We start from the raw sequence: 12,853 nt of genomic DNA, 5'->3' as shown, positions 1-12,853 counted from the left end.
CGGGAGATATATTGAAGAAAATAAATGAGCTGTCATTAGTCAAGTTGCATAATTTTGCACACCCTTGCAAACTCGGTATTTAAGGGTTTTAAGGTGATTTGAATTCCTTACGGTTCGGAATTCTAACTTGGTTTTGTATTAAGAATAATCACCGTTTTTCGCAAAAAGTTATACGGATTACGCGTCTGAATATTGGTGGATAAGCTGAATTAAACCGTCCAATTGCTGCTTTGTTTGCCCTTCGATGGAATAACCCATATTGATACGCAGGCAGTTGCCATACAGGTCTAGCGTACTGAAGAGTTGTCCAAGTCGGATATCTATCTGTTGATGAACGATACCTTCCGAGAAAGCGTGTTGATCAAGGCTTGGGATCTGTAACCACAACACCATTCCACCTTGAGGATTACTGATTTTCACGCCTTGAGGAAGGTGTTGGGTTAAATAGCTCAAGTATTGCTGCCTTAATGAAAGGAGCTGAGTACACCTTCTTCTGACATGTTTAGCGTATTGGCCTGATTCAATAAAGTCAGCGACAGCAAGCTGCGTGGGCAGAGCAACACCATAATTAGCTGCCGAGAACTGAGCCTTGTATTCATCGATGTATCTGCCGGGTAAACACCACCCTAACCGATAGCTTGGTGAGAGGCTCTTAGACACTGAACCGCACCATAATACATAACCACCTTTGTCATAATATTTTGCAGGTAGCGGGGTATGCGAGGAATAGGAAAGCTCTAAATACACATCATCTTCAATGATCGGGATTTGATATTGGTTAGCTAACTCAGCGAGTTTTTGTTTTTGGTGGGCTGACATATTGATCCCTTGAGGATTCATATGTGACGTGCAGAATATCGCAGCATCAACCTGTTTGTTTTTAAGATGGGCTTCCAGTTGTTGTAGGTCGACACCGTCATCTAAAGACGGGATCTCGATGATCTTGCGCGACATTCTTCCCAGCAGTTCTAGTATTCCATTGAAGCAAGGGGAGCTTATCGCAATCGTGTCGCCTTCTTTGGTACACGATTCCAGAGCCGCTTTAATGGCCGACATACAACCAGCAGTTATTACCATATCCTCGGGCGCGAAGTGCAGATCGAGTTTGGCGAAATGGGTAGAAAGCGCCTGTCGTAACATCGGCTCACCCTGTGTATCAGGATAATGATTGAGCCTGCTGCCCATCCGTTTGATTGAGCGACGAAAGCTGCGTTCTAGTTCAACAATCGATTGTTCATCATTGGTGGTGCTGGAGACCCCTAAAGGCCCATTGATTGAGTTGTGAGTCGATGAAGTTTGTCTAACTCGGGAAACCTTGCTTTCAAACTGTGCCCATTCCGGCGTGGAGTGAGAAGGCTTGTGAGGCGAGACAAAATAGCCCGCCTGTGGGCGTGAATGGATCCAACCCTGTGATTCTAATTCTTGGTAACAGCTCACTACGGTCGACATGCTGATGGCTTGTTGTTTAGCTAACTGGCGCAGCGAAGGCATACGCCCACCTTCGGGCCTTTTTCCTGCTTCAATCTCATCAATAAACTGATTCGCAAGCTTTCTGTAGATACTCATCGATACGACCTATCTCTAACTGTACTGGTTTTTATTGTAAAAATTGTATCTGTACTGGTTTTATTGATCAAGGGATACTCATTCAAAATAAAAGAGGAGTGAGCATGAAAAGAAATGATTTGTTGTTAGCTGTGTTTGTCATGGCAATTTGGGGATTCAATTTCTCGATGATCAAAATGGGTGTGACCAATGTCCATCCTTTATTAGCAACGGCGGCACGTTTTACTTTGGCGGTAATTCCAGTGATCTTTTTCGTCGCAAAGCCTAATGTCGCTTGGCGCTATCTAATGAGTTATGGCTTTGTGTTTGGTGTTGGCATCTGGGGTATGGCTTCGTGGTCTATCACGGCAGGCTTGTCTTCAGGGCTGTCATCGGTGCTGCTTTCAACCAACGTATTAATTGGCATGGCGGTGGGGGTATGGGTTTTCAAGGAAGCGGCTTCAGTTCGTAAGCTGATTGGCGCAATGTTGGCGATGTGTGCACTCGCGGTATTGGTATCAGCAGCGACGGGTAATGTCACTGTTAATGGCGTGATTTTGATCATGATTGCAGCGTGTAGTTGGACCTTAATGGGTGTGATTGTTAAGGCATCTAAAACGACTCAGGCTTTTGCGTTTAACGTGTGGGGAATGTTGTTTGCGCCAGTTCCATTGGTGTTGTTTGCTGCTATGTTGCATGGCGATCAGATTATTTGGCAGGGGATTGAACAGTGGGATTGGAACACTACGATTGCCGTGTTGTTTCAGGCTTACCCAACCACGCTATTTGGTTACTGGGTGTGGAATAAGTTGTTGATCCAATATCCGTTAAGCACGACCGCACCGTTAACCTTGCTTGTGCCAATCTTCGCATTGATCAGTGGTTACTTTATGTATGACGAAGTACTGTCAGTCGCCCAAGTTGTCGCATCAGTATTGTTCTTAGTCGGGATTGGTTTGATCGTGAAACCTGCGAAGACCTTGAGTACCAAAATACCGGATAGCGCAGAGGATAACGGAAAGCTTGTTAAGCCGTTGTGATGTGATTCACTGCAAAGAAGCATGATGTAGACTAATCATTGAAACTACAGTGTTGAATAAAAACTAAGGCTTCGCAATTGCGGGGCCTTTGTGTATGCATTTTTCACCATGAGTTATCGTTGCAATATTGAATTCTCGTGTCTATTTAGGACTACCTAGTGCCTGATTATGAAGTGTTCTGGAGAAATGCTTGCTTTATTGTTATGTTATATCGTAACAATAAAGCAAGGATGACTTGCACTTTCGATATTTGGAAATCAATGATATGGACAACATTAATCAAGTCTTACTGGTTGCAGGAACACACGGTAATGAGCTCTCAGGAATCTATTTAAACAAACTCATCAAAGAGCGTTTGTATGCCGCCGATCGTTCAACGTTTTCGACCCATCCTGTTATCGCAAACCCTAAAGCGGTAGAGCAGAACGTCCGATATGTTGATACGGACCTAAATCGTCAGTTTTCTAATGCTAACAACGACGACACTTCAGGCTTAGCTGAGTACACAGCCGCACGACAGTTTATAGATAGACACGCAAGCAGAGAGCAGCAGTTGATCGTGGATTTACACAACACGACCAGCAATATGGGGGCGACGTTAATCTTGCTTTCCAATGATGTTTTCTATCAAAAAATGGGCGCGTATGTGAAGCAGCGAATGCCTGAGGCCAACATTTTGTTTGAAGACAGAAAGCCATGGGATGAGCAGCCATACCTTTGCACCGCAGGGAAGCATGGTGTGATGATCGAAGTCGGGGCTCAAGCGCATGGTTCGATCAAGTTCGAGACGCTCACATTGATGAAACAAATGCTGACTGCCGTACTCGATTACGTAGAGAAGCATAACCTTAAACAGATTAAAGAGTTGAAAGACTACAGTGCGTTTTTCTATGTTGAAGAGGTGAATGTACCGCTCGATCAAGACGGTATGCGAATCGCTACGGTGCACCCGAAAATATGTGGCCGAGACTTCGAAGTAGTGAAGCAAGGGGAGCCGTTGCTTGCGACTTTCTTTGGTTATGATGTTTCTTGGGAACGCGAACAAGATATCTATCCACACTTCATTAATGAGAGTGCTTACGCCAAAGCGAACATTGCGATGGCATTGGCCGAGAAGCGGTTAGTTTCGGTCAGTTAGTCCGTTGATAAGTTAATCGATTAAACAGTTAATCTAATAATCAGTTAACTGTTCGCAAAACTCATGAGTGCCGCGATTCGTTGCACTCATGAGTAATTTGGATCATCAGTGTTTTGCTACGCGCTTAATCAGTTAACCAAGCACGCGAGCAGTTGGCTTTCTAAGCCATTGTCGATGTTATGTCCGATCACTTCGATTCTTGTTTCAAGACAATCATCCAGTTCCGACTCCGTCAAACCATCTTCTGTTAAGTTGTAACCGAAGATACCACTTTGTGTAATGAACACCGCTTTCATTCGTTCCGCTTTCAAGCCCACTAAAAAGCTTCGTAAGCGCTGGTGGTCAAACTGTTTTTCGGGTGAAAATCGCCAACCCACACTTTCAAATCCTTCACCTTGGTTGCTCGCCTTTATCATACCGCTCTCTGGCATCGGTAATTCTGAAGCGAGTGGCTTATCTTGCTTATGATGATGATGATGATGATGATGATAGTGCCCATGAGCTTGATGATGGTAAAAGCTGGTGTTTCCATCAAACTCGTCTGAAGGGATCTTACCGTGATGGGCAAATATTAGCTTGGTGTCTGGGTGACAAACCTGCGCGACGTACTCAGCCAGTTTTTCTGCATCGCCACTTTTGTAGAGATCGACTTTATTACCCACGATGGTATCGGCAATAGTGATTTGCTGATTGAAGGTATCGTGTTCAGAATAGCGTGTGTCAGAAAGCTTACGGGCATCAACCAAAGTAACGTTCTTCTGCAGTGACAAGACTTTGCGGTAATGCTCTGAAGACAAGACTTCTAGCACTTCTTTAGGGTGACCAAGCCCGGTTGGCTCAATCAATAAGCGATCAGGTTTTGCCTCAGACAGCAGTTGATTCAGTGCGATCTGCATCGGTAAACCAGCCGCGCAACACATACAGCCGCCAGGCACTTCACGAATAAACACTTGTTGTTTGCTGTCGTTCCCTTGGATCAAACTGCCATCAACGCCAATTTCTCCAAATTCGTTCACCAAAATAGCCCAGTTTTCATCAGCGGGCTTATTCTTCATTAGGTTGAGAATCGCAGTGGTTTTACCCACGCCGAGAAAGCCGGTAATGATATTGGTTGGAATACCCAAGATAGGCTTTTTATCAGAGCTCATTGGCAATTCTCCGATAACCTTGCACAAGGGTATGGTTGGCTGAAACCACCGATTCTGAAAACGCCGAATATTCAGGTGGTACCTTTGAGATGTTATTCAAATCAAACCCTGAACCAATATTGGTCATCGGTGGTACGTGGAAGCTCTCGGGCAAGTCATGCCCGTCTACCACGCAGTTATGGCGAATTACACAGCCTTTGCCTATAAAGGCATTAAACACGACGGAGTTGAAACCGATAAATACGTCATCACTGACTTCACAAGGACCGTGAATGATAGAACGATGGGCGATCGATGAACGTTCACCAATAGTGACGGCAGCACCGGCTTTTGAGTGAATAACCACACCGTCTTGAATATTGGTATCGCGCTTAATCACTATGGCTTCCATATCGCCTTGTTCATTGACTTCGTCAGCACGAATAACGGCGTAAGGGCCAATAAACACGTTATCTTCAATGATGACCTTGCCACAGATAATGGCCGTTGGGTCAATGAAAGCGGTCTCCGAGACTTCTGGCATATGGCCGCTTGGATTTCTTCTTAACATATTGATTTCTTTATGTTGATGGGTAGACAGCTGGATTAGCGTTTGAATGACAGCCTCATTGCTGAAGTTGGCATTTCGTTTGGAGTCTCATTTGGTACATGTACATGAGTGGTATGTGTATTGTTGTCTGTTGACTCTGGATTGCTATACACCTTGGTTCCGTTTACCCATGTATGCTTAATCTGAGCAGAGAATTGGTGTCTTGCGAATGGTGACCACCCACATTGATACAAGCTGCTTTCGTTGCTGACCAAAGTTGGAGCTTGCGGATCAACCAAGACTAGGTCGGCGTAATAGCCTTCGCGAATAAAGCCGCGCTTTTGTATCGCATAACGAATAGACGGATTATGCGCGGTTTTCTCGACAACTTGAGCGACGGTCATTGTGCCCAATCGCACATGGTCAAATAGGCTCAGCAGGGCGTGTTGTACTAAGGGTAAGCCAGCCGGTGCTTGCTCATAAGGAACTTGTTTTTCATCCCATGTATGTGGAGCGTGATCAGTGGCGATGATGTCGATTTGGCCGGTGCTTAATGCCGCTAACAGCGCGTCGCGATCATTTGGATATTTAATGGCAGGATTACATTTGATTTGGTTTCCTAAGACGGCGTAGTCTTTGTTGGTGAACCACAAATGGTGCACACAAGCTTCTGCCGTAATACGTTTGTCTTGAATTGACCCTTCGTCAAACAGAGCCAGTTCTTTGGCTGTCGTGATGTGCAGCACATGAAGTTGACTGTTGTGTTTTTTGGCTAGTTCAATCGCGTAAGAAGAAGAGTCATAACAAGCTTTGTCGTCTCGAAGAATAGGGTGGTCTTCAATCGTGAAAACGTCTTTCTCTTTTCTTAATTGCTCTTGGTTTTGAGCGATCACCGGCCCGCTTTCGCAATGGGTGACAATAAGGACGGGAGAATCACGAAAGATGGCATTGAGCGCTTGAGGATCTTCAACTAACAGGTCGCCCGTTGAAGCGCCCATAAACACCTTTACACCACAATGTCGTTCTGGGTTGAGTTGCTTGATCTGTTCTAGATTGTCTTCAGTCGCCCCAAGATAAAATGAGTAATTTGCAAGTGAGCTTTGTGATGCGATTTCAAATTTTCGTTCTAAGGCTTCAATGGTTGTGGTAGCAGGGTTTACGTTCGGCATCTCCATATAACTCGTGATACCGCCTGCAACCGCAGCTCGTGACTCTGTGGCGATTGAGCCTTTATGGGTAAGCCCCGGTTCGCGAAAGTGAACTTGGTCATCAATCATTCCCGGAATCAGATAACAACCTTGGGCATCAATGATTTCATCGTCTGGTGTTGGGGCTATGTTCTTGGCGATCCGTTCAATTCGTTGGCCGACGATTAATAAGTCCGTCTCGGTGGTGATGCCTTCATTAACCACGCGGGCATTTTTGATGAGCATTGCAGACATAACGTTTCAATTTCTCCTTTTGGTTCGTTCTATGCAGTAGATATGTATAAGAGATAAGGGTTAACTTTTATTGGTATTGGTATTGGTATTGGTACTGGGTTCCTCTGCATCACCACATTCATCGCACACGCAACTGATCTCTAGTTGAGGCGTGACCACGGTAAAACCTTCCTGTTTTGCATGGGATTGAAGATCTTGAATAATGGTAGGGTTGATAGTCTGCTCACTGATCTTGTCGCATTTAGAGCAAATCAAAAATTGAGGGATCCCGTGTTCATGTTCGCAAAGAATATGGTCGCAAAGTATGTACTTGTTGGACACTTGTAGCTTGTGCGCTAAGTGTTGCTGTTCAAGAAAATCCAACACTCGATAAACCGACATCGCTTGAACATTTTGGTCAAAATGCTCTTTACAATAATCAACGAGTTCATACGCAGACAACGCTTTGTCGGTGTGAACCAATGCCCGCAATATCAATCGTCTTTTTGCCGTAAATTGTTGGCCATTGGCTTTGCAGCCTTGTTTTACGTGCTCAATGATCGCTTCAATGTCTCTCATTCAATCTACATAATTAATAATAATATTGATATGTTATAACATATCAAGTTGAGGTGTGAAACGTACTTTTTCTTTGTGGTGTCGAGGATAAATACTCAGGGTGATGAATATTAGTTTTGGCTGAGGTAGGTAATGAAAAGACTCGCCAAGCAATCATGGCGAGGGTTTACGGAATAATGAGCATGCTGAAATTTTTAAACCAAATTTACTGGCGCTTTGAGTGTTGGGTGGAAAATACCCTTGGCGCCCATGTCGACAATGGCATAGTCGTTGACTCCTTCAGTCATTCGGTTATGCGACTGACTAATCTTTAGTGTTTTTAACATTAACTCCTCAAGCTTAGCGTTATATTCTTTAAATTCGTCTTCGGTCAGCCTAAGCCTGGCAGTAATAAAGTAAGCCTGTTTGTTACGTGCATCGATATATTGCACGGCCTGTTTTAATGCATCTATGACTTGGTTTTTGAACGTGACGCTAAATTGCGCTTGTTCAGAGAAAGCTGTATTTGTGGGCACAATGACGTGGAATTTTAAGTCAGATAACATCGTTATTAGTTTTAACTGTTCAAGTTTCCTGAGGTAGATATGCAGTGATGGTTCGTTTAAATCATAACTGGCCATTAACTGTTGAGCGTTTGCTCCTTCATTTACAATATCTTGGAAAATAGTAAATAACGGCGGCTCTTTACAGAAGGCTGCATCTTGCTCATCCGTAAATAGTGATACCGAGGCTAATGCTTCTTCTGCTTCTGTGATAATGGCTGATAGAGGAAGCTGAATTAGTTGACATATCTTTTGTAACTTCAAAATAGAGAGCGATTGATGGCCGTTCAGCAATCGTTTAATGCTTATTTCGGAAAATTCTGTGAATTCTGAAACTTCTTTATAAGAGATACCTGCCTTTTTTAAATGGCGTTTGATTGTTGTGCAAATTTCGTCGTCAAGTGCGTCCATTACTCTATACCATCGCTATTTCATACACCTAAGGTAGCATAAAGTGTCACTTTTATTATTCCCTTTGAAATATAAGCGATCTTTTTTGATACTTCCTTTCGGTAGTCAATACTATTTGAGAGGTTGCGATGAATTTAAGGTTAGGGAATATCAATGTTGTTGTCACTGGAGGTTCTAGTGGAATTGGGGCGAAAATAGTTGAAGGCTTTGCTAACGAAGGGGCGAATGTTTGGTTCTGTGGCCGTTCTCAACATCGGATAGATAAGCTGCTTAAACAACTCGGAAAGGCGTCAAAGCAAGTTGTCGGAAAAGTGGTCGATGTTCATGATTTGGTACAAATGAAAGCTTGGATCGAGTCAATTCCGAATATCGATATTTTTGTTCCCAATGTAAGTGCACTCTCTGATGAATGGGAAGATGTTCTACAAAAAGACATTGCAGCCACGCAACAGGGCATTGCGTTAGTTTTACCTAAATTGCTTGAGTCGCGTTACGCTGCAATTACCTATATTGGGTCGAAAGCGAGTGGATATACAGTTTGTAACGCCAATGCTTATGGAGCAGGGAAAGCCGCGCTTGCCCATTATATGAAATCCTTGTCTTTGACCTACGTTCGTAAGGTGAGAGTTAATACTGTTTCGCCTGGAGACACATATATTGCTGATGGTTTATGGGGGCGGTGTAAGCGTGAAGCACCGGACACTTTCCAGAAAGTTATCGATAGAAACCCAATGGGTCGCTTAGCCACCCCTGAAGAAGTAGCCAATGTAGTCACCTTTATTTCAAGCCCTGTTGCGAGTTTTGTCTCGGGGGCTAACTGGTATGTTGATGGAGCATCGACTAGCCATGTTCAATATTAGCGATGTCGGCATAAACTATGTTGGCATAAGCTATGTCGACATAAACTATTCATGTCGATTCGAATTAAATTCTGAAATGATACAAATCTCATATTTAATAACGGTTATTAAGTAACCTCTGTTGAGTTCGATATCAAATCAAGTGGCTGATTTTATTAGATATAGGAGAAAAGTCTCAGAAATTAATATTTAGAAAACTAAAGTTTTAAATTCTATTTATTAGGCCATTTATGGTTTATAACTCTATTTGGCGGCCGTTAAGTAGATGTTTTTTAGCATATATGTAAAATTCGAAGAGAGTTATCTTTCTGATTTGAAAGAATAATTCAATAGTTGAGATAAAAAAGTTGGCGAAAATCAGAAGCTTGGCATACACTTTCCTTGTAAATGACCTTATCTCATTGATTGAATAGGGTAAATGCTTTGGCGCTACTGGCGATGGTAGCAATGTTTAACATAGCTTTGAGGAAAGTTTTATGGCACTCACGAAGGCCGATTTGGCTGAGAACCTGTTTGAAACACTCGGATACAGCAAGCGGGATGCCAAGGAAACGGTTGAAGTGTTTTTCGAAGAAGTTCGTAAAGCACTCGAAAATGGCGAACAGGTAAAACTGTCTGGTTTTGGTAACTTTGATCTTCGCGAGAAAAACGAGCGACCAGGTCGTAACCCGAAAACTGGTGAAGACATTCCAATTTCTGCTCGACGTGTTGTTACTTTTAGACCGGGACAAAAATTAAAGGCCCGAGTCGAGAATATTAAAATCGAGAAGTAGCCAAGCAATAGACCACGCCTAGCGTGGTCTTTTTGTTTCTGATGGGCTTTTAAACTACGCTAAAACTGTTTCCTCTATCTTTATCTCTATCTCTATCTCTATATCTATATCTATCCTTAGCCATTAGATTCATTAGTGACTTTTCGGTTAGTGCCCCCTCAATTCATTATCAAAACACATACCTAACTCTTTCTAATTCTCACTGTCAATTTAAGTGTTTATTTTTCGATCTAGCGTTCAAATAAACTGAACAGTCGTTAATTATAATTGAATATAAATACCTAAATCTTTTTGCTGTAATGCGCCCAATTAATAATCGATCAAGCTAATTTATTGATCTGGATCTAGGGAGGGGCTGTGCGAAAAGCCGCTATCACTTGGGTGTTACTCTTATTACCGATTATTGGTAACGCAGCTGAATACCAACAAATTGCCAACATGTGTATCGCGTGTCATGGCAGCACTGACGACACATCATTTCCTTCTATTCCCAACTTGAAATGGCAAAACAAAGTCTATTTGACTGAGCAATTGTCAGATTTTAAAAGTGGAAAACGCACCGATCAAACGATGTCAAAAGTCGCGCAGCTATTATCTGACGAAGACATCGAGAAATTAGCCGATTACTTTTACAAACTGAATCATAAAGGGTCACCGCAATGAGTTTAGATAGAAGACAGTTTCTTAAAGCTGCAATGACGGCAACCGCAGTTTCTGCATTGCCAGTTTCTTGGGTATTTGCTGCGAACCGCCCTGAAGGTTTGGATGCTGTTGATGTAAATGCGTTGACGTGGGCGAAAGCAGAAGATCTGCCTGATTACTACACCGTTTTGAATACCAACCCTCTGAATGCTTACCCGCCAGAAAGTATGCTTGCTCCGGCAGTAACACCAGCAGATGTGCCTTTTGTTCGTTGGAATGGTCTGATGCCAGATTTTAACGCAATGCATCCAGAAACTTGGACTTTTGAAGTCAAAGGCGAGTCAGTAAAACAAAGTAAAACGTATACGATTGCAGAGCTGAAGTCGAAGTTCAAACATCATACTCAAAGCCTTGTTTTAGAGTGTGGTGGTAATAGCCGCAATAATTTCTACCCAAGTACAAAGGGCAATCAGTGGAACAATGCAGGTGTTTACTGTTCCCAATGGACGGGTGTTTTGCTCAGTGATGTTCTTAAAGACTGTGGGATCAAAGGCGATGCTGTCTATGTGGGTAACCATGGATTTGACAAACACTTAAGCGGCAAAGGAGAGGCCATCTCGCGTGGTGTACCTATTGCGGCTGCGATGAACGACAACGCTTTAATTGCATGGGAAATGAATGGAGAGCCTATTCCATATCTTCATGGTTATCCTCTGCGAACGGTATTTGGCGGACGCCCTGCATCGGTATCTCAAAAGTGTGCGACGGGTATTAGTATTCGCAACAAGATCCATGACGGTCACAAAATGGCGGCACCTGCTTATCAAGTACCAAAACATCCGATAGCGCCGGGTGAGAAGGTCGATAACAAAGATTTTAGAATTATTGAAGAGATGATCGTCAAATCGTTAATTACTTCACCAAAGAGCGGGACTGAGTTTTCACTCGGCAAAAAGGTGACGGTAAGTGGTCACGCTTGGGCTGGATTGAGAAGTGTGGAGAAACTGCAAGTCAGTTACGACTATGGTACGACTTGGCACGATGCCAAATTGAATAAGCCCGTAAATAAAGGGGCTTGGCAACAATGGGAAGCAGATCTTGATCTTCCTATGGCGGGCTACTACGAAATCTGGGCGAAAGCGACGGATAGCGAGGGGGACAGCCAACCTGTTGTTCAACCGCAATGGAATCCCAAAGGTTATCTGTTTAATGGCTGTCATCGTATTGCGGTAAGAGTGTCGTAATGAAGTCTATTGCCCAGATGCTTATCCATGAAAAATTTAATCACACCAATGCTAGTTATGGAGAAAAGCTCGGTTATCGCAAAGGAATAATGAGAGCTGCATTGGTGTGCAGTTTGTTAACGTCGATGCTTGTTCATGCTAATGAAGTCCCTGAAAATCCGGAAGAATATTACGGTGTCGATAAAGCTTCAGGTTTGATTATGGCGCCGGGGTGGGAGATTGTTAATGGTCAATGCAATGCTTGCCATACCAGTTTAATTGTTGCTCAAAATAGCGGAAACAGAGAGCAATGGCGAGAAACCATCCAATGGATGGTCGACACGCAAGGCTTGTGGGATCTCTCAGATACGTGGGATCCGGTACTGGATTATTTGAGTACGTATTATCAAGAAAAAGGTATCGATATGAATAAGTATCGCCGTAAGCCTATTGATAGCACGTTAATGCCACCGATGCCGGGAGAGCAGTAATGACGATAAATTCATTCAAATTGCTGTCTATATTCTTGGCGCCTGCCATTGCCGCAATGTCGCTTTCTGCGTGCTCTGATGAACCACCTAAAGCGAGCACAAATGTCATTCCGACGATTGAAGTGAAGGTGGAGGAAACAGAACCCTACCTACCAAACTTGGCCGCTGGTGAAAAATTGGTTCAAAATCTTTGTAGCCAATGTCATGGCGACAAAATTATTCCTTTCGTTCAATCTTACCCAAATATAAAAGGGCAAAAGGCGAGTTATATTCTCAAACAACTGCGTGATTTTAAGAGTGATGGTCGACAAGACTTGTACATGCAGTCGGTCGTAAAATCGTTATCGGATAAAGATCTTCAAGACGCGGCGGAGTTTTACAGTACTTTGAAACCGTTGGATTTATACAATCGGTCTAAAGAATATTCTCAACAATAGGTCTCTAGCAGTAGGCTGCCATAAGTAGATAAGTAGATAAGTAGATAAGTAGATAAGTAGATAAGTAGATAAGT

The 12,853-nt window shown here is 43.2% G+C and carries 14 protein-coding genes; 8 read left to right on the top strand and 6 right to left on the bottom strand.

What is annotated here, in order from left to right; translation table 11 throughout:
• Positions 1–177: 177 nt before the first annotated feature.
• Entirely contained in the window at positions 178–1,566 is a 1,389-nt protein-coding gene (locus tag AACW75_RS00490; RefSeq protein WP_135454882.1) for an aminotransferase-like domain-containing protein, read from the bottom strand.
• Positions 1,567–1,670: 104 nt separating this feature from the next.
• Here AACW75_RS00490 and AACW75_RS00485 point away from each other — a divergent pair, with 104 nt between their 5' ends.
• Together AACW75_RS00485 and AACW75_RS00480 are read left to right on the top strand one after the other, a co-directional pair.
• Positions 1,671–2,585, top strand: a complete 915-nt coding sequence (locus tag AACW75_RS00485) for an EamA family transporter (RefSeq protein ID WP_145568271.1) — start codon at positions 1,671–1,673, stop codon at positions 2,583–2,585.
• A gap of 265 nt (positions 2,586–2,850) precedes the next feature.
• Complete coding sequence (locus AACW75_RS00480; protein ID WP_145568272.1) at positions 2,851–3,723, top strand: aspartoacylase; 873 nt, start codon at positions 2,851–2,853, stop codon at positions 3,721–3,723.
• A gap of 128 nt (positions 3,724–3,851) precedes the next feature.
• Here AACW75_RS00480 and AACW75_RS00475 read toward each other — a convergent pair whose 3' ends face one another.
• The 5 genes from AACW75_RS00475 to AACW75_RS00455 all read right to left on the bottom strand — a co-directional run bounded on the left by AACW75_RS00475 (position 3,852) and on the right by AACW75_RS00455 (position 8,353).
• Positions 3,852–4,871, bottom strand: a complete 1,020-nt coding sequence (locus tag AACW75_RS00475; protein WP_237297354.1) for a CobW family GTP-binding protein — start codon at positions 4,869–4,871, stop codon at positions 3,852–3,854.
• Positions 4,861–5,421: a carbonate dehydratase gene (locus AACW75_RS00470; RefSeq protein WP_102552926.1), complete on the bottom strand. Its 561-nt coding sequence runs from the start codon at positions 5,419–5,421 to the stop codon at positions 4,861–4,863. The genes AACW75_RS00475 and AACW75_RS00470 overlap by 11 nt, the downstream gene beginning before the upstream one ends.
• 35 nt (positions 5,422–5,456) lie before the next feature.
• On the bottom strand, positions 5,457–6,842 hold the full coding sequence (locus AACW75_RS00465; RefSeq protein ID WP_145568274.1) for a dihydroorotase: 1,386 nt from the start codon (positions 6,840–6,842) through the stop codon (positions 5,457–5,459).
• A 60-nt stretch (positions 6,843–6,902) separates the two neighbouring features.
• Positions 6,903–7,400: a Fur family transcriptional regulator gene (locus tag AACW75_RS00460; RefSeq protein ID WP_237297353.1), complete on the bottom strand. Its 498-nt coding sequence runs from the start codon at positions 7,398–7,400 to the stop codon at positions 6,903–6,905.
• Between the two features lie 194 nt (positions 7,401–7,594).
• The gene (locus tag AACW75_RS00455) at positions 7,595–8,353 is read right to left on the bottom strand and encodes a helix-turn-helix domain-containing protein (protein ID WP_135454869.1); all 759 of its coding nucleotides are present in this window, start codon (positions 8,351–8,353) and stop codon (positions 7,595–7,597) included.
• A gap of 128 nt (positions 8,354–8,481) precedes the next feature.
• Between AACW75_RS00455 and AACW75_RS00450 the strand changes: the two genes are divergently transcribed.
• From AACW75_RS00450 to AACW75_RS00425, 6 genes are all read left to right on the top strand, one after another.
• Positions 8,482–9,213, top strand: a complete 732-nt coding sequence (locus AACW75_RS00450; protein ID WP_135454867.1) for an SDR family NAD(P)-dependent oxidoreductase — start codon at positions 8,482–8,484, stop codon at positions 9,211–9,213.
• Positions 9,214–9,689: 476 nt separating this feature from the next.
• The gene (gene ihfA / locus AACW75_RS00445) at positions 9,690–9,986 is read left to right on the top strand and encodes an integration host factor subunit alpha (RefSeq protein ID WP_004734853.1); all 297 of its coding nucleotides are present in this window, start codon (positions 9,690–9,692) and stop codon (positions 9,984–9,986) included.
• A gap of 438 nt (positions 9,987–10,424) precedes the next feature.
• On the top strand, positions 10,425–10,649 hold the full coding sequence (locus tag AACW75_RS00440) for a c-type cytochrome (RefSeq protein WP_372195664.1): 225 nt from the start codon (positions 10,425–10,427) through the stop codon (positions 10,647–10,649).
• Complete coding sequence (locus AACW75_RS00435; protein WP_145568276.1) at positions 10,646–11,872, top strand: sulfite oxidase; 1,227 nt, start codon at positions 10,646–10,648, stop codon at positions 11,870–11,872. Before AACW75_RS00440 ends, AACW75_RS00435 begins: the two co-directional genes overlap by 4 nt.
• 17 nt (positions 11,873–11,889) lie before the next feature.
• Positions 11,890–12,342: a cytochrome C gene (locus AACW75_RS00430; RefSeq protein ID WP_237297379.1), complete on the top strand. Its 453-nt coding sequence runs from the start codon at positions 11,890–11,892 to the stop codon at positions 12,340–12,342.
• Positions 12,342–12,779: a c-type cytochrome gene (locus tag AACW75_RS00425; RefSeq protein ID WP_135454863.1), complete on the top strand. Its 438-nt coding sequence runs from the start codon at positions 12,342–12,344 to the stop codon at positions 12,777–12,779. Before AACW75_RS00430 ends, AACW75_RS00425 begins: the two co-directional genes overlap by 1 nt.
• Positions 12,780–12,853: the final 74 nt, after the last annotated feature.

The organism is Vibrio sp. L3-7 (genome assembly GCF_963898195.1).
GTDB lineage: Bacteria > Pseudomonadota > Gammaproteobacteria > Enterobacterales > Vibrionaceae > Vibrio > Vibrio echinoideorum.
The sequence above is the reverse complement of the archived record's forward strand: the minus strand, read 5'-3'. Positions and strand labels throughout refer to the sequence as shown.